Below are 18106 nucleotides of genomic sequence, written 5' to 3'. Positions count from 1 at the left end.
ATATAATTCGCTCAAAGACCCTGATTCCATTCCTTTCTTCTATGATTTTAATCATCTACTTCCATGAAGACACTGCCCCAAATCTATTGTAGAGTCCTCGTTCTCTGTTGTTGGCTGGTAATGGGATACGGTGCGAAAGCCCAGGTCCAATCGGTCAGAGGAACCGTTACATCGGGTGCCGACCAGGCCCCGCTTCCTTTTGTTACCGTGGTGGTGAAAGGCACCCAGATCGGGGTTACGACGGATGGGAACGGGAAATTCACGATCAATGCATCCGGCGACAAAACGCTGGTCTTTAGCTACATCGGCTACCAGACCAAAGAGGTCGTTGTCGGCAACCAGACAGACGTGAGTGTGGTGCTGGAACCCGATCTGAAAACGCTGAATGAAGTGGTGGTGGTCGGCTACGGTTCGCAGTCCCGCGAAACCGTAACGACCTCGATTTCCAAGCTGGATAACAAGGTGTTGGAAAACATTCCGTATGCCAATGCCGCTTCGGCTTTGCAGGGAACCTTACCGGGTGTGCGGGTACAAACGACGACGGGCCAGCCCGGAGCGGCTCCGCGGGTCATCATCCGGGGCGGCACATCAATCAACAATCCCGACGGTTCTTCGCCACTCTACATCATCGACGGCGTCATCCGGTCCGATATGAACGACATCAATGCCGACGACATCGAAACCCTGCAAGTCCTGAAAGATGCCTCATCCACCTCCATTTACGGGGCTAGAGGAGCCAACGGAGTGGTGATTATCACGACCAAAAAAGGCAAATCCGGCAAAATGCTGATCACCTTCCGGCAGAACACCACATTTTCTCAACTGGCCAAACGCTACAAAATGATGTCGGCCCGCGACTACGTATACTACGGTCGGTTAGGGGCGCTGAATTCGGCCAAGAAGATTCCCGAGCGCATGAACGTGCTGACCCTTGCCAACAGTTTCGGAACCGGAAACGACCTGACGAACCGGACCTATTCGACGGTTCAGTACCTCACCCCCCAGAATCAGTATAAACTGGGTGAAGGCTGGGAAAGCATTGCCGACCCCGCCGATCCGACTAAAACGCTGATTTTCAAGAATACCGACTGGCAGGATTTGTTGTTCCAAACCGGTATTTCCCAGAATTATTATCTGGGAGCGATGGGCGGCACCGATAAAGGGAGCTACAACCTGGGCGTCGGCTACCTCAAATCGCAGGGTATTGCCATCAATACGGACTTCCGGCGGTTTACCTTTGATTTCAGCGGTGATCTGAAGCTTCGGGAAAAGCTGAAAGTCAACGCGTTTACCAACTTTACCAATTCCGGCAACAACCAGGTTTTCAGCGATAATCAGATTTTTCAGCGCGCGCTGGCCCTGCCACCGACCGCCAAACTGTATTTTGAAGACGGCACCATGGCTCCCGGTTATGCCCGGTCGATCGGCAATCCGTTGTATCAGCTAAACCGGTATACGACTGACAATCACCTCTACCGGCTGACCCTCGGGGGTGGTTTGACCTGGAACATCCTGCCGGGGCTGACGTTTGAACCCTCTACGTCGCTCTATGTGATCGAAACCAAGGAAAACTCCTTTCAAAAATCCTATCTGAACGGTCCGTTGGCCTTCATCGATTCGCGCGTGGCCACCGGAGCCCGCACGACGCACTGGCAGCAGCAGGTCGATGCCATTCTGAATTATACCAAAAGCTTCAACCAGCACGGACTGGATTTTATGCTCGGTAGTTCCTATTTCGACCGGAAACTATCGGCATTATCGGCAACGGGTCAGGGCGCTTCCACGGATATTATTCCGACCCTGAACGCTTCGGCCACCCCAACCGCTGTCAGCAGTTCGATCACGCAGCAACGGATTCTGAGCTTTTTCGGACGGGCCAACTACAATTTCGCCCAGAAGTATTTACTCTCGCTGAACGCCCGCTACGACGGGGCTTCTAATTTGGGGCAGAACAACAAATGGGGGTTGTTTCCGGGGGCTTCGGTGGGCTGGAATATTCACAACGAATCGTTCTGGAAAGAAGCCGGGCTGGACCGGGTGGTGAACACCCTGAAACTGCGTTCCAGCTATGGGGTGAACGGGAACCTGGGGCAACTGGGTGATTTCCAGGCGCAGGGGACCTACAGCGTGGGGTCACGGTATGACGGCACGGCGGCCATTCAGAATACCGTCATTCCCAACTCGAACCTCAAATGGGAACAGACCCAGACGTACGATGTCGGGATGGACATTGGCTTGTTCAACGGGCGGGTGAATCTGTTGGTGGACTACTTCCGGAAACGAACCGACAACCTGCTCACCAACCTGGAATTGCCGCTGGAAACCGGTTTTCAGTCCATTCTGACCAATTACGGCAGTCTCCAGAACCAGGGTGTTGAAGTGGAAGTTTCGGGCAGTATTCTCCGAACCGAATCGGGTTTCAACTGGAACGCCAGCTTCAACATTGCCACCAACCAGCAGAAAATTCTGAAGTTACCGGCCAACGGGAATGAGCGGAACCGGGTGGGCGGGGTACTGGTCTATGACCCCGAAACGGGCAAAAATGAATGGCGCGGAGGGCTTCAGGAAGGGGGGCGGATCGGTGATTACTACGCCTACAAACAGCTCGGAATTTTTGCCACCGACGAAGAAGCGGCCGCAGCTCCGCGCGACATTATTGTGCCACTGGCCAGCAAAACGAAGTTCGGGGGCGATGTCAACTGGCTCGATGTGGACGGCAACGGTGAAATCAACTCGTTCGACCGAGTCTACCTCGGCAATATTTATCCGACGGTGACGGGCGGTTTTACCACCTCGCTGGCGTACCGGAATTTCAGCCTGACGGGCCGCGCTGATTTCACGCTGGGACACACCATCTACAACTACACCCGGGCGTTGTACAACGGCCAGTTTGTGGGCGAAAACAATGCCTCCACCGACATCCTGCGCTCGTGGCAAAAACCGGGGGATCAGACCGACATTGCGCGCTATTACTACGCCGATCAGCAGGTGCAGAGCAACCTCTTCCGGCAGAATTCCTACTACTTCGAGAAAGGTAATTTTCTGGCCATCCGGGAAATTTCGCTGGGCTACAGCCTGCCTTCCGGTCTGACGTCGAAACTCGGCCTGAGCAACCTGCGGCTGAACGTAACGGCGAACAATTTGAAGTATTTCACGAAGTATTCCGGACTCAACCCCGAAGAAGGCGGGCAGGACAACGGACGGTATCCGGTTCCGAGAAATTTCATCGTAGGTCTGAACGTGTCATTCTAATCAAGAAACGATCATGAAAAACAACCTCATCGCCCTGTTGTTCATTTCTTTGTTGAGTTCCTGTGACAAAGAACTGGATGTTCAACCCCAAAGCCAGATTACGGCGGCTTCGTACTGGAAAACACCGGAAGACGTGGTGGGTGCCAAAAGTGGGATGTACGCCCGGTTTCGGGCCTTCACCAATTTTAACCTTTATTACCTCGGCGAGTCCCGCAGCGAAATCATGGGAACCGGCATCCTGAATGCCGATTTCCGGATTCCCTATTTTCAAAACCGCCTGCACAAAATTACGGCTCCCGGTCCCGACTGGGGGACGATTTACACGGTGATCCACGACATCAACCTGATTCTGAAATACGCACCAGCCATCGCGTTTACGTCGGAAAGTACCAAAAATACCATTCTGGCGGAAGCCTATACCCTGCGGGCGTATCTGTATTATGTGCTGGTGCGGACCTGGGGCGGAACACCGCTGCTGCTGGACCCGACGGAATCGTCGGACCCGGAAACGATTTACAAACCGCGGGCTTCGGAAGAGGAAATGTTTAAACTGATCACCGACGATCTGGCCAGAGCCCTGGAGCTTTTTCCCACCAATACCTACCCAACCCGGCGCGGAGCGTGGTCGAAACCGGCGGCCAATGCCCTGAAAGGCGATGTATACCTCTGGATTGCCAAACGCAGAAACGGCGGAGAAGCAGCCCTCAATACTGCTCTGGCGGCTTTGCAGGAAGTTCAAAAAAGCGACGTCGCCCTGTTGCCGAATTTTGCGGATGTATTCAGTTATACCAACAAAGGCAACAAGGAAATCGTGTTTGCGGTGCGCTACCAGGATCTGGAAGCCATTAACAACTACAGTGGCGATATGTACATCCGCGACAGCGACCTGCCACCGGGAACGGATGCCGCAACCCTCCAGAAAATTGGACTGGGTGGCGGCATGAACTGGTGGGCACCCTCCGAAACCATGCGCAAACAGTTTACGACGGACGACAAACGCAAGGACAAATCGTTTGTGGAAATTTACTCGAAAAACGCACAGGGCAACCCGGTATATTATACGTCGGCCATGACCAAATTCAACGGTTTTGTGGATGCCAACGGCCGACGGTTTTTGGACGATGTCATCATTTACCGCTACGCCGATGTGTTGCTGATGATTGCCGAAGCCAAAAACGCGCTGGGGCAGGACCCGGCCACCGAAATCAACCTGGTTCGGCAGCGGGCCTACGGCGATCAGTTTGAGAAACACCGGTTTGTGTCGTCGACCAAAGCCGCCAACGACGACGCCATTCTCAAGGAACGCCTGTTCGAACTGGCTTTTGAAGGCAAACGCTGGTGGGATCTGGTTCGGTTTAACAAAGCGTTCGACCTCGTTCCGTCGCTCGCCGACCGCAAAGGGCAAACCAACCTGCTGCTGTTTCCGCTCTCCGAAACCGTGATGAGCCGGAACGCCAAACTCGTCCAGAATCCGGGATATGAGTAACGGTTTACGGTATTCGGTTTACGGTGCGGCTCCTCGCCGGGACTGATGCGTTCTAGCTGACGTACGCTTTCTGAAAGTATGCATTGCGTCAGCTACCGTAAACCGTAAACCGACTACCGTAAACCATTCACCCAAAATCACAAACATTAAACTACCTTCAAGTACACAAACACCATGACGCATTCACCAATCGGTGGCCTTTGGCCAGCCTTGTTCACACCGGTCGATCAGAACGGCAACCCTGACTTTCAACAACTGGAAAAAATTGTAGAACTCTGTATCAAACAAAAACTGGACGGCCTGTATGTGCTGGGCTCCACCGGACAAGGGTTTCTGTTTTCGGAAAAACAGCGGATGGACATCACCCAGACCGTCATGGAAACCGTCAACGGAGCCATGCCGGTGATTGCCCAGGTGGGCGCCCTGAACACGCGGGAGTCGATCAGGCTGGCGCAGGCGGCTCAGGAACAGGGTGTATACGGGATTTCGACCGTTGGCCCGATTTACTACCAATCCGGGGTTCGCAATGCACTGGAACATTACAAGGCCATTGGCTCGTCCATCGACATTCCTTTTTTTCCGTACCACATCGGCAACCACAGCGTGTTTGGGGGCGATGCCCGGCACTACATCGAGCAGATTCTGACCCTGCCCAACATTGCCGGTATGAAGCTCACCACCCAGAATCTGTACGAAGTGAGCCTGATTCATATTCTGTCGCAGGACAAGCTGGTGCTGTTCAGTGGGGCCGACGAACTGTTCTGTCAGGCCACCCTGTGCGGCACCGTGGGCGCCATCGGAAGTTTTTTCAACCTCTGGGGAGAAGAGTGCAAATTTGTGCGGGAGGAATTTATCAAGGGGAATTTTGAACTCGGAAACCGCTTCATGCTGACCTTCCAGGAGATTATTCATGACGTGCTGCCCAACATCTGGTCGTTCTTCCACCAGGCCATGCTGCTCAAGCATGACATCAACATCGGACTTCCCAACCCGCCTTTGGGCATGGGCAACGGTGAATGGAACGAAAAAGACGTGCTGGAAATCTGCGACCGGATTTCGGCGGTTACTGGATTGGTTAGTAACTAGTTGAGAAAACCGCTAAACCTGCAAGGTCTTGAAGATCTCTCAAAAACCTCTCAAAAACCTGTAAGGTCTTGAAGACCTTACAGGTTTAATACACAGGTTTAGTATTAGAAAAATGACCGCTTTCTTTTTAAATAGATCCCTGAAACGAACACTCCAAATTGCGGTGTGTGGTCTCACGGTGTCTTTTGGGATGTCATTACAGGAAAGCTATGCGCAAGTTGCCGAAGCCTCTGCCGGGATGCGACTGCGTCCGGTGCCAAAGCGGGTACCCGATCTCTACGAACCGGTCTGGGTGGCTCCGGCACCGGGCAATGAAGCGACCCTGATCAGGCGGAAAAACGGCGGACTGACCATCTTTTACATCAATCGCCCCGGCGACGCCAATCAACTCCGGTCCATATCGTCGCCGGATGGCATTCAGTGGGAGTCGCCGGTGAAAGAGTTCGATTTGCCGGGGCAGGCATATTACGCCAACCGGGTGCTGGAAGACCCGCAGGGCGAACTGCACGGCATTTTCCATCTGTGGGGTACCGGTACCAACGGCTACCGGGGGCGACATCTGGATGTGTGGTATGGCCGGACAACCGGCACTGGAAAACCGTGGAGTCAGCCCCAAAAGATTTACGACGGCTATGTGGGTTCGATCCGGAGTTTCATCCGGCTCAGCACCGGACGCCTGTTGGTGTCTTTTGCCAAAGCGGTTCCCGAGCGGCAGGAAAAACCGGGGGCGGGGCAGCTTGATTACGGCTGGAACGACATCATTTCGCTGTATTCGGACGACAACGGACAAACCTGGCAACCGTCGGCTAATCCGATCCGGGTCGAAATTGACAACACGATGCCGGTTCGCTACGGCGGTATTGAGCCGGATGTGGTGGAATTAACCGACGGGCGGTTGTGGATGCTGATTCGGACCAACAAAGGGCATTTGTATGAATCGTTTTCCGGTGATCAGGGCCAAACCTGGCAGGCGGCCCGGCCAACCCGGTTTATTTCGTCGGACTCCCCGGCCGAACTGCTCCGGCTGTCAGACCGCCGTCTGGTGCTGCTGTTGAACAGTAACCAGCGTTGGGACAATCCCCGGAGTTATGCCGCCGGAGGCCGGGAAATGCTGCATGCCGCCATCAGCCACGATGAGGGAAAAACCTGGCAGGGCTTTCGGGAGGTGCTGACGATGCCTGCTGCCAAACCGGGTCGGGTTGAAAAAAACGACCGGGGCACCGCCTACGCATCGGCAGCAGAAACGGCGGAGGGCAAGGTGGCGCTGGTGGCCGGACAGGGTGACGCCAAATCGGTGGTGCTGTTTGACCCCGACTGGCTCGAGCAAACCGAAGCCCGCGAGGAGGGGAAAACCGCCCTGATTTCGACAACCGAACGCCCGGCCCTGGTCTGGAATTTTCCGGCGACGCGGCAGGGGACACTGAAAGCCGATCTGAAATTTTCGCCCGATGCACAGACGGTTTCACTGGCACTAACCGACCATTTCTCGGTGCCGGACGACTCGCTGGCGGCTGACCATGCCGTAGCCGAATTCAAGATTAAATCCGCCGAACTGGCCAAAATCGGAGCGAAACCGTCCCGGATGATGGTGGAAATCCGGTGGAATTGCCAGAAAGATGAAGCACTTTTATTGCTCAACAACCGAATCGTGGCCCGGACGAATTTCTGTCGCCAATCGGATTTTGGCATGAATTACCTGCGGATCAGAACGAGCGACCAACGGGGAAAACCCGTCGGAGTGTCGCTTCACTCGGTCGCGATGACGCGCACAAAAAAGACAAACTGACTATCCTAAATCCTAAACCACCTCCTTTGTATGAAAATAGCGCATGGATTAAAAGTGACTGGCCTTCTGGCTTTGCTGGCCAGCGGTTCTCTGCTCGCTCAGATCAATAAAGACGCCGGAAAAACCACCGTGTCGGGGTCCTGGATTGCGGAGAATGTTCAGGAAATTCCGGGCCTGAAAATGGGGCCGTTTGTGCGGCTGGCCGACGGCAGTATCCTAACCGTCGACAAAACCAAAAGCCTGATCAGCAAGGACGACGGCAAGACCTGGACGGAATACACGATCTTTAAAGACCCGGCAAAATTTGAAATCAGCGACGAACGGGCGTTGATCCGTACCAAACGGAATGTGATCATTCTGGCCTGTATGAACCTGAAAGAGCGGGCCAACTGGAACTGGCAGAAGGAAATCTCGGACTCGCCCGACGCCAAACTGCCGACCTACGCCGTCCGCAGCCTCGACGGCGGCAAAACCTGGCAGGACGCCCAGAAACTGCACGACGACTGGACCGGTGCCATTCGTGACATGATCGAAACCAAAGACGGCAGCATCGTTTTTACCTCCATGATGATGAGGCACAACCCCGGACGACATTCGGTGTTGACCTATTCGTCGAAGAACGACGGCAAAACCTGGACCCGCAGCACCATCATCGACCTGGGCGGAACCGGCCACCACGGGGGCGTTACGGAAGCCACACTGGAACAGTTGAAAGACGGACGCCTGTGGCTGCTGCTGCGCACCAACTGGGGAACGTTCTGGGAAGCCTATTCCAAAGACGACGGCGTGACCTGGAACAGTTTCAACCCCACCAACATCAGCGCGAGTTCTGCGCCCGGTCTGCTCAAACGGTTGCAGGATGGCAAGCTGGTGCTGGTCTGGAACCGCCGTTTTCCGGACGGCCAGGTGTCGTATAAGCTGAGTGGGGGAGATAACCAGTGGTCGGAAATTCCGGCCAGCAACCACCGCGATGAACTGTCGATTGCGTTTTCGGACGATGAGGGCAAAAGCTGGAGCAAACCGGTCGTTTTTGCCGAACGCGGAAAGCAGCCCCGGATTTCGTATCCGTACGTTTTCGAAGAAAAACCGGGTGTGCTCTGGATCACCGTCATGCAGGGCGAATTGCGGGTGAAGCTGAACGAAAAAGACTTTTTACGGTAAACACGTCTGAATGAACAGATCAATCGGTATGCAAAACAGTCGAAGAGTAATTCAGATCGGGTTTGAAAAATGCCCCCAACCGTGCGACGGTCCGACCCCTAAAGGGGACTTTTCTTGGATGACTAAAGCCCCCTTTAGGGGTCGGACCGTCGCACGGTTGGGGGCATTTTTATTAATAACGGTTTTCTGCTTTTTCCTTGGTTTTCCGGTTTTTGCCGAAAAACCGGTGGGAGGTGGTGATGGCAATTTGACCATTGTCGCTTTCGGCAACTCCATCACGGCCATCCGCAAAACCGTCAATCAGGTTTTTGCGCAGCGATTGCCCCACCTGCTGTCTCAGAAAGGCGTGAGTGCCACGGTCATCAATGCCGGGATTCCCGGTAGCCATACCGGTCGTCAGACGGATCATAACCTGTTCAAAATCAGACACGCCCTCGACCGGTTTGAGTCGGATGTGATGGCGGTTCACCCCGATCTGGTAATCATCGGGTTTGGCATCAACGACGCCCACATCGACAGCGGAGGAGCCACGGGGCCGTCGCGGATTCCGCTGGAAAACTACCGGCAAAATCTGGCCTACATGATCGAATCGCTGCAAAAAAACGAGAGTCTAGTCATTCTGACGGTTCCGAATCTGCTGGGTAAAAAATACGCAGACTACCAGAACGAGCGGCTTTTGCAGTACGTCGAGGTGATACGGAACTATTCCCGGAAATACCGGACGGGTCTGGTCGACAACTACAAAGCGTTTGTGGATTACCAAAACCGGACGGGTGTCAGCTTCGATTCGCTGATGCTCGACGGCGTTCACCCCAACGACAAGGGCCACGAACTGATTGCCGGGAACATGGTGGACGAAATCCTGCGGGTGACCAAACTCAACGGAAAGAACAAGGTCGGTGAGAAAAGCCTCGTGCTGCAACTCAATCCGGGAGCCGACAACCCGCGCAACAGCGAGGGCGATTTTGTGACGCTGAAAGACGGCCGGATTCTGTTCATTTACTCCCGCTTTGCCGGTAACTCCTCCAGCGATTTTGCTGCGGCCACGCTCGTTGGGCGGTATTCCGGCGACGGGGGCAAAACCTGGACGAAGGACGACCAGCTTATCGTCAGCAATGAAGGGGGCATGAATGTGATGTCGGTTTCGCTGCTGCGGTTGCAGGATGGCCGAATTGCGCTGTTTTACGCCCGGAAAAATGCCATGGACGACTGCATTCCGATGATGCGGATTTCGACCGACGAAGCCAAAACCTGGAGCGAGGCCATTCCCTGCATCACCGACCGGAAAGGCTATTTTGTGTTGAACAACAACCGCGTGATTCAGTTGCAAACCGGTCGGCTCCTGATGCCGGTTGCCTTGCACGAAACGCCACCGGGAGGCCGGTTTAATGGAAAAGGCCGCTTATTTTCGTATTATTCCGACGATACCGGCAAAACCTGGAAGGTGAGTCAGGAGGTGGCCAATCCGGATGCGATTACCCTCCAGGAACCGGGACTCATTTCGTTGAAAGACCGGCTGATGATGATCATCCGGACGGATGCCGGGGTTCAGTATGCGGCCTATTCGACCGATCAGGGGCAGACCTGGAGTCCATCGCAGCCGACCACCATTGCGTCGCCGGTTTCGCCGGCCACCATCGCCCGCATCCCGGCCACCGGCGATCTGCTGATGGTCTGGAACAACAACGGCAACCAGGAAGGCAACCCGATCAAAGGCCGTCGGACGCCCCTGAACATCGCCGTTTCGAAAGACGAGGGGAAAACCTGGACACACGTCAAAACGCTGGAAGCCGATCCCGATGGCTGGTATTGTTATACGGCCATTCATTTCGTGGGAAAAAAGGAGGTTTTGTTGAGTTACTGCGCCGGAAACCGCCCCAAAGGCACGGGGCTCTCGGTCACTAACGTTACGCGCCTGAACCTGGAATGGATTTATAACACGAAGACGTAAGAAAAGAGAAGTGAGACAAGAGACGATGCTGGTCGAGATTTGCAATCTTGACCCACTCTGTCAAGGATTTGTAATCCGACTTTCCATGCTTTCCAAGATTCGAAACAACGTGGTTCCGTATTTTCAACCCAACGGTTCTCAACGATTAAGTACCAATTGACGACTAATTGCTAAACCCATGACCAAACCACTGTTCATTCTATCATTCTTATTACTAGCTTTTGGAGCCGTTCGCGCGCAGCCCGATACCGAATCCGCTGGCACGGTTGCCCTGGAACTGAACCCCGGCGACAACAACCCCCGCAACAGCGAGGGCGATTTCGTCACGCTGAAAGACGGCCGGATTCTGTTTGTCTACAGCCACTATACCGGCGGCAGCACGAGCGACCACGCCCCGGCCTATCTGGCGGGGCGGTTTTCGAAAGACGGCGGCAAAACCTGGACGCAACAGGATCAGCTCATTGTGGAAAAAGAAGGCGACATGAATGTGATGTCGGTTTCGTTGCTGCGGTTGAAAAACGGCAAAATTGCGCTGTTTTACCTCAAAAAGAATTCCGAGCAGGACTGCATTCCCCAGATGCGGATTTCGGCCGACGAAGCCAAAACCTGGAGCAAACCCACGCCCTGCATTACCGACCGGGAAGGCTATTTTGTGCTCAACAACAGCCGTGTGATCCAACTGAAAAATGGCCGTTTGCTGATGGCGGTGGCCCAGCACAAATCCCCCGGTGGCAAATGGCAGGGCAACGGAACGCTGTACAGCTATTATTCCGACGACAACGGAGCCACCTGGAAAAGCAGCGAAGCCGTTCCGAAACCGGCAGATCTGGTTACGCAGGAACCCGGTTTGATCGAGCTGAAAAACGGGGCGATCCTGATGTTTATCCGCGCCAGTGGCGGTTTTCAGCAGTTTTCGTATTCCAAAGACAAAGGGCAAACCTGGAGTCCAATTGAGCCAAGCACGTTGAAATCGCCCCTGTCACCGGCGTCCATCGCCCGCATTCCTTCGACTGGCGATCTGCTGGTGGTCTGGAACAACAACGACGGCAGCAATCCGGCCATCAAAGACAAGCGCACCCCGCTGTCAGTGGCCATTTCGAAAGATGACGGCAAAACCTGGCAACACGTCCGCAACATCGAAACCGATCCCGACGGCTGGTATTGCTACATCGCCATTCATTTTACCAAAAAAGAGGCTTTGCTGGGGTATTGCGCGGGTAGCCAGAAAGCCAAAACCCATTTGTCGACCACCCGGATCAACCGGCTGAATCTGGCGGCCTTGTACCAATAAACCGGTTTTCGCATGCAAAAGGAGTCGGACTTTTCCCGTCGGAAATTCATCAAAATGGCCGGACTGGGTGTGGTTCTGCCGACGGTTTCAATGCCGGTTTTTCCCGGAATGGCGTCATCGGATGCGAAAAACCGGGCAACGGTTCCGGATCTGGAACGGATCAAAGGGCTGTTCGCTCAGAAAGAACCCAGTGTCTGGCTTTTTACCGGCGACAGCATCACGCACGGCGCCAAGCACACGCACGGTTTTCGCAGCTACCCCGAAATTTTCGCCGAACGGCTTCGCTGGGAGTTGAAAAAGGTGCGTGATCTGGTGGTCAATACCGGCATCAGCGGCAATGCCACCAGCAACATCCTGAGCGATTTCGACTGGCGGGTCGCGCAGTTCAAACCGGCGGTGGTGTCGCTGATGATCGGAACGAACGACTGTGCTCGAAAAGAAATCACAACCGCCGTTTTTGAGCAAAACCTGATCAGCCTCGTTGAGAAAATCCGCGCGTTGGGGGCCATTCCGATTCTGCATACGCCGAATCCGATCATTATCCAAAAAGCCCCGGAACGTAAAACGCTGCCGGATTACATTCCGGTTATTCGAACCGTAGCGGAAACGAAACAGGTGATTCTGGTCGATAACTACCACCATTGGCAAACCACGACCGGCGTTGATGTGAACCGCGAATGGCTCAACGATCCGCTGCATCCGGGCGCGCGGGGCCATCAGGAAATCGCCCGTCAGTTGTTCAAAGCAGTAGCCATTTTTGACCCCAAAGAACCGACTTGTGGAGGGCCGTATTATGAAGGGGAACACTGAAATGATTGAGTATAAGCGAATAATCGGAACATTGCCCGGCCCCCACGTCCTGCTGTCGGCGGGCGTTCACGGGGATGAATACGAACCAATGCTGTCGGCTCGTGAACTGATTGGGGTGCTGGAAGGAAAAGTGGTGTCCGGCAGCGTGACGATTGTGCCGGTGGTGAACGCATCGGCCTACGCACTCGCCTGCCGCTGCGGGGAAGACGGGTTGGATCTGGCCCGGATTTGTCCGGGAAATCCCGCAGGTTCGGTATCGGAACAAACCGCCGACCGCATCAGTGCGCTCATTCGGGAAGCGGATTATTACGTCGACATGCACACCGGCGGATTGGCCTATGATATTTATCCATTGGCCGGTTATATGCTTCATCCGTCGCCAGAGGTGCTGGAAAAACAGCGGGAAATGGCGCTGGCGTATAACCTCCCCATCGTGTGGGGAACCGATCACCGTCCGAATGGACGCACCCTTTCCGTGGCGCGTGATGCCAACATTCCGGCCATTTACCTGGAATACGGCGGAGGAACCGGACTTCGGGAGCCGGTCGTGACGGCCTATCAGGACGGTTTTCTCAATCTGCTTCGGCACTTGAAAATGATCGATGAACCCGCGCAAACCAGCCCGGCCACTGAACGGTATTGGGTGGAAGATGATCGCCCTGACAGTGGTTATCTTCAGGCCAAAATGCCTTCGCCCGCCGACGGTATTTTTATCACTGCCGTAAAACCGGGTGATTTCATCCGGGCCGGGCAGCGTTGGGGCCAAATTGTTGACCCGGTTTCGGGCGACACGACGGACGTACTCTCGGAGATCGCCGGGCTGGCTTTTCTCCTGCGAACGACGGTAAACGTGAAAAAGGGCGATGCGTTGGGCGGAGTTCTGCCCATCGGAAAGCCCGGTAAAATAATGATTCATGAGAAATAAAAAAGTCGTGCTCATCACCGGAGCCGCCGGGGGAATCGGTCGGGCAACGGCCACAAAATTCGCCGAAGAAGGGTTTCGTCTGGTGCTTTCCGACCTTGCCGAAGAACCGCTGAATGCGTTAGTGGTTGAGCTGGAAACCACATATGATGCTGATTGTCTGGCGATTCCGGGCGATCTGGAACAGTCGTCCTATCTGCAAGAGCTGGTCAATCAGACTGTGGAATGGGGTGGGCGGATCGACGCCTTGGTGAACAATGCCGCCTGGCGAACGCTGGAAACGCTGCGGAGCATGGAACTTGAAACCTGGGAAAAAACGCTGCGGGTTTGTCTGACGGCCCCGGTTTTTCTGACGAAAGGGGTTGCGCAACAGATGGAAAAACAGACCGGTGGCGGTGTCGTCGTCAACGTTTCCAGCGTCATGGCCTCCCGGCCAGCGGGCTGCGGCCCGGCGTACATTGCAGCCAAAGCCGCACTGGAAAGCCTGACGGCGGAATTTGCCATTACCTACGGTCGGAACGGTATTCGGGTGGTGGGCGTTGCGCCGGGTTACATCGACACCGAACTCAGCAACGACTACGTCGATCCGGAAGGAGAAAACATCAGCGCCCGCTTGACCGCCGAACTCACCGATTTCATTCCGCTCGCGCGGGGTGGTCATTCCCGCGAAGTGGCCGAAGCGGTTTTCTGGCTGTGTTCTCCGCAGGCGTCCTACATCAGCGGAACCACACTGACCATCGACGGCGGTTTTAAACCGAATTTCAGTACCTATTCAGCCAAGAAAACCCAATTCCCCACCGAGTTTTGAATACGATCTGGAAATACCAAAATCAATTGCCGACCGTGGCACCCCAACACCGCGTACTGCTGGGCGAAGGGCAGACGCCACTCGTCCGCTCCCGGTCGATTGGGCCATCGTTGGGGCTGAATAACCTGTATTTCAAACTGGAAAACCTGAATCCGACCGGTTCCTACAAAGACCGTTTCGCGGCTGTTTTGGTCAGTGAACTGAATGCCAAAGGGCAGAAAGTCTGCATTGCCACCTCCAGCGGCAACACCGGCGCGGCTTTGTCGGCGTACTGCGCGGCTGCGGGCATTCAATGCATTCTGGTGGTGGTAGACGGCGCCCCCTTGCCCAAAATCCGGCAGATGCAGTTGTACGGAGCCCACATTTTTATGGTACACGGTTTTGGCAAAGATCCGGCGATCACCTCGGCGGTTTTCGATGAACTCGAAACCCTCTGCCAAACACACGAAATACCGCTGCCAATCAGCGCCTACCGGTATTGCCCGTCCGCCATGCAGGGCGTGCAGACGATGGCTTCCGAAATTCTGGAAACGCTGGAAGGTCGGGTCGATCACATTTTTTCGCCAGCCGGTGGGGGAGGGCTAACGCTGGCCATCACCCGGGGCGTTCTGTCTGAAAAACCGAATGCCGGTTTTGCGAAAGTTAACTGTGTTCAACCCGAAGGAAACGATACGATCGCAAGTGCGTTGCGGAACCAGGATCGAAAGGCCAGCGCGGTGGCGTTATCCACCACGTCGGTCAGCGGTTTGCAGGTTCCGGGGGTGCTGGATGGCGATGAGGTGATCGCGAACTGTCGGAAAACCGGTGGTACGGGCTATGTGGTAACGGACGATCGGGTGTTTGCGTGGCAGAAAGCACTGGCCCAGAAAGAAGGGATTTTCAGCGAACCCGCCGGAGCGGTCGCGCTGGCCGGGCTGGAGAATGCCGTGGCCCGAAACGAAGTGAGCCGCGACGAAACCGTGGTTTGTCTGGTCACCGGCAGCGGTTTTAAAGACATGGCGTCGGTCGAAAGAAACTTTGGCTTGCCGCCCGTGGAAACGGTGGACGTTGGCCGGGCCATCGGGCTGATTCAGCCGTTTTTGTAGGCCTTTCGCCCCTAAATCCCCTAAAGGGGACTTCTAAAATCCGGAGGGTTCCGTGTCAAAGTCCCCTTTAGGGGATTTAGGGGCAATTAAATCATCAATCTACGAGCTATGAAAGTAATGACTCTATCGCGACCGTCTTTTTATCCGTGGCTCATCGTGGGTTTACTCTGTGTGGTCGGCTGTCTGAACTACCTCGACCGGATGATGATCACTACCATGCGAAGTTCCATTCTGGCCGAAATTCCGATGACCGACGCGCAATTCGGCTTGCTGACCTCGGTTTTCCTGTGGGTATACGGTTTGCTGAGTCCGCTGGCCGGGTTTCTGGCCGACCGGTTCAACCGCAGCCGGGTCATTATCGGGAGCCTGTTTGTCTGGTCGATTGTCACCTGGTTTACTGCCCGCGCTACCACCTTTGAAGAACTTTTGCTGACCCGAGCGCTCATGGGCATCAGCGAAGCCTGTTACATTCCGGCGGCTCTGGCGCTGATTGTCGACTACCACCGGGGTGCCACGCGCTCGCTGGCGACGGGCATTCACATGGGCGGGATTATGATCGGGCAAAGCCTGGGTTTTGTGGGCGGCTGGCTGGCCGAAAGCAGGACCTGGAGCTACGCATTTGGCGTTTTTGGACTCATTGGCGTCGGGTATGCGGTGTTGCTGGCGTTGGTGTTGCGCGATCCGGTTGTCCCCGAAAAAAATACACTTTCGACCGAGCCGGAACCGGCCATTCGTTTCACCGAGGCACTTCGGGATCTGTTCAGCCGACGGAATTATGTGGTAGCCCTGACCTTCTGGGGGTTGGGCGGAATTGTGAGTTGGCTGGTTGTCGGTTGGTTACCAACGTATTACAAAGAGCATTTCAACCTGTCCCAAACCGTCGCCGGTCTGTATGCCACGGGCTATTTTCACACGGCCTCGCTGGTGGGCGTTCTGACGGGCGGTTTTCTGGCCGACCGCTGGAGTCGGACCAACCCACGCGGTCGGATTCTGGTGCCTTTTATCGGGCTAGTGATTGCCGCCCCCGGTATTTTTATCGCCAGCAGCACCAGCGTCCTTCCCATTGCCATTGTCTGTTTCATGATTTATGCCTTCACGCGCACCTTCTTGGATGCGAACATGATGCCGATTTTGTGCCTGATTGCCGACCAGCGATACCGCGCCACGGGTTACGGTGTACTGAATCTGGTAGCCTGTATTGTCGGGGGCGTGGGGCTGTATGCCGGCGGTATGTTGCGGGATGCCGACGTGGATCTCAGCCGGATGTTCCAGTTTGCCGCCCTTACCATGCTGATTTCTGCCGCCTTGCTATATACCATCAAACCAAAACCGGAAGATATTACCCCTAAATCCCCTGAAGGGGACTTTATGCATCTGGAAGATTCCGCGTCCAAGTCCCCTTCAGGGGATTTAGGGGGCTAATACATAAACCTGTTTTAAAATGAATCTGGAAGAATTAAAAGACAAACTATACGTGGCCGTGCTGTCGGATGTACTCGACCAGTTGGGCTATACACACCAGGCCACGCGCATTCCGTTTCACGCCTATACCGGCATCAATAAGTTGCTGGGTCGTTGCAAAACCAGCTTGTGGGCGGACCTATACGACGTCGACCCGAATCCCTACGAACTGGAATTACAGGCCGTCGATTCCTGCCAGCCGGGCGACGTACTGATCTGTGCAGCAGGCGGTTCCACGCGTTCCGGCATCTGGGGGGAGTTGTTGTCGACGGCGGCCCGCAACAGCGGTTGTCTGGGCGTCATCGTTCACGGCGGAGTTCGGGATATCGACAAAATGCGGGCGATGGAATTTCCGGTTTTTGCGACCTCCAAAAATCCGTACGACAGCCAGAACCGCCAGCGGGTGGTCGATCTGGATGTCACGGTGGAAATCGACGGCGTAAAATTCCGGTCCGGCGATCTGGTAATGGCCGACGAAGACGGCATTGTGGTCGTTCCGCAGGAAGTGGAAGAACAGGTCATCGCGGCCGCCATTCAGAAAGTGGATGCCGAAAATATCACGCGCGACGCCATTAAAAACGGCATGAAAGCCTGGGAAGCCTATCAAAAATTTGGTGTATTATGAGCAAGAAAATCGTTGTAAGCGGGAAAAATATCCCGAAAAGTCACCTCCCTTTTTCACCCGGTATTGTTTCGGGCGATTACCTGTTTGTGTCAGGACAAGCCTCGGTGGACGACACCGGAGCCATTGTCAATGACACCTTCGAAGGAGAATGCCGCCGGTCGTTCGAAAACCTGAAACGGATTGTGGAAGCCGCCGGAGCGAGTCTGGACGATGCCGTTCAGGTTCGGAACTACGTCGGTAAACAGGAATACCTGGCCGAGTTCAATGCTATTTACCGGGAGTATTTCAACGCTCCGTATCCGGCCCGGACTACGCTCATCGGTTGCCTCGGCGATTTGCTGAAGTTTGAAGTCGATGTCGTGATTTACGTAGGAAAATAAAA

Annotated in this window: 14 protein-coding genes; all 14 read left to right on the top strand. The window is 54.9% G+C overall.

From position 1 onward, the window contains the following. Positions 1-63: 63 nt before the first annotated feature. The 14 genes from F0P93_RS23435 (at position 64) to F0P93_RS23370 (ending at position 18104) form a co-directional block, all read left to right on the top strand. On the top strand, positions 64-3252 hold the full coding sequence (locus F0P93_RS23435; protein WP_150880161.1) for a SusC/RagA family TonB-linked outer membrane protein: 3189 nt from the start codon (positions 64-66) through the stop codon (positions 3250-3252). A gap of 13 nt (positions 3253-3265) precedes the next feature. Further along, a complete protein-coding gene (locus tag F0P93_RS23430) occupies positions 3266-4738 on the top strand; it encodes a RagB/SusD family nutrient uptake outer membrane protein (RefSeq protein WP_150880160.1) in 1473 nt (490 codons plus the stop codon). Positions 4739-4912: 174 nt separating this feature from the next. Beyond that, positions 4913-5824 (top strand): dihydrodipicolinate synthase family protein, encoded by a 912-nt coding sequence (locus F0P93_RS23425; protein ID WP_150880159.1) that lies wholly within the window; start codon positions 4913-4915, stop codon positions 5822-5824. A 190-nt stretch (positions 5825-6014) separates the two neighbouring features. Next, complete coding sequence (locus F0P93_RS23420; RefSeq protein WP_191908899.1) at positions 6015-7610, top strand: sialidase family protein; 1596 nt, start codon at positions 6015-6017, stop codon at positions 7608-7610. Positions 7611-7640: 30 nt separating this feature from the next. Then, on the top strand, positions 7641-8771 hold the full coding sequence (locus F0P93_RS23415) for a sialidase family protein (protein WP_150880157.1): 1131 nt from the start codon (positions 7641-7643) through the stop codon (positions 8769-8771). Positions 8772-8889: 118 nt separating this feature from the next. Further along, positions 8890-10722 (top strand): exo-alpha-sialidase, encoded by a 1833-nt coding sequence (locus tag F0P93_RS23410; RefSeq protein WP_191908898.1) that lies wholly within the window; start codon positions 8890-8892, stop codon positions 10720-10722. Positions 10723-10900: 178 nt separating this feature from the next. Then, entirely contained in the window at positions 10901-12013 is a 1113-nt protein-coding gene (locus F0P93_RS23405) for a sialidase family protein (RefSeq protein WP_150880155.1), read from the top strand. Positions 12014-12025: 12 nt separating this feature from the next. Continuing rightward, positions 12026-12823 (top strand): SGNH/GDSL hydrolase family protein, encoded by a 798-nt coding sequence (locus F0P93_RS23400; RefSeq protein WP_225309611.1) that lies wholly within the window; start codon positions 12026-12028, stop codon positions 12821-12823. Position 12824: 1 nt separating this feature from the next. Beyond that, on the top strand, positions 12825-13748 hold the full coding sequence (locus F0P93_RS23395) for a succinylglutamate desuccinylase/aspartoacylase family protein (protein WP_150880154.1): 924 nt from the start codon (positions 12825-12827) through the stop codon (positions 13746-13748). Next, the gene (locus F0P93_RS23390; protein WP_150880153.1) at positions 13738-14553 is read left to right on the top strand and encodes an SDR family NAD(P)-dependent oxidoreductase; all 816 of its coding nucleotides are present in this window, start codon (positions 13738-13740) and stop codon (positions 14551-14553) included. The genes F0P93_RS23395 and F0P93_RS23390 overlap by 11 nt, the downstream gene beginning before the upstream one ends. Continuing rightward, the gene (locus F0P93_RS23385; RefSeq protein ID WP_225309610.1) at positions 14550-15638 is read left to right on the top strand and encodes a pyridoxal-phosphate dependent enzyme; all 1089 of its coding nucleotides are present in this window, start codon (positions 14550-14552) and stop codon (positions 15636-15638) included. The genes F0P93_RS23390 and F0P93_RS23385 overlap by 4 nt, the downstream gene beginning before the upstream one ends. Before the next feature lie 108 nt (positions 15639-15746). After that, the gene (locus tag F0P93_RS23380; protein WP_150880151.1) at positions 15747-17060 is read left to right on the top strand and encodes an MFS transporter; all 1314 of its coding nucleotides are present in this window, start codon (positions 15747-15749) and stop codon (positions 17058-17060) included. A 19-nt stretch (positions 17061-17079) separates the two neighbouring features. Beyond that, positions 17080-17724 (top strand): RraA family protein, encoded by a 645-nt coding sequence (locus tag F0P93_RS23375; protein ID WP_150880150.1) that lies wholly within the window; start codon positions 17080-17082, stop codon positions 17722-17724. Further along, a complete protein-coding gene (locus F0P93_RS23370) occupies positions 17721-18104 on the top strand; it encodes a RidA family protein (RefSeq protein ID WP_150880149.1) in 384 nt (127 codons plus the stop codon). The genes F0P93_RS23375 and F0P93_RS23370 overlap by 4 nt, the downstream gene beginning before the upstream one ends. The last annotated feature ends 2 nt before the right edge of the window (positions 18105-18106 follow it).

Origin of the sequence: Larkinella humicola, assembly GCF_008727875.1 — a bacterium.
GTDB lineage: Bacteria > Bacteroidota > Bacteroidia > Cytophagales > Spirosomataceae > Larkinella > Larkinella humicola.
This window is presented reverse-complemented; position numbering and strand designations above follow the sequence as displayed.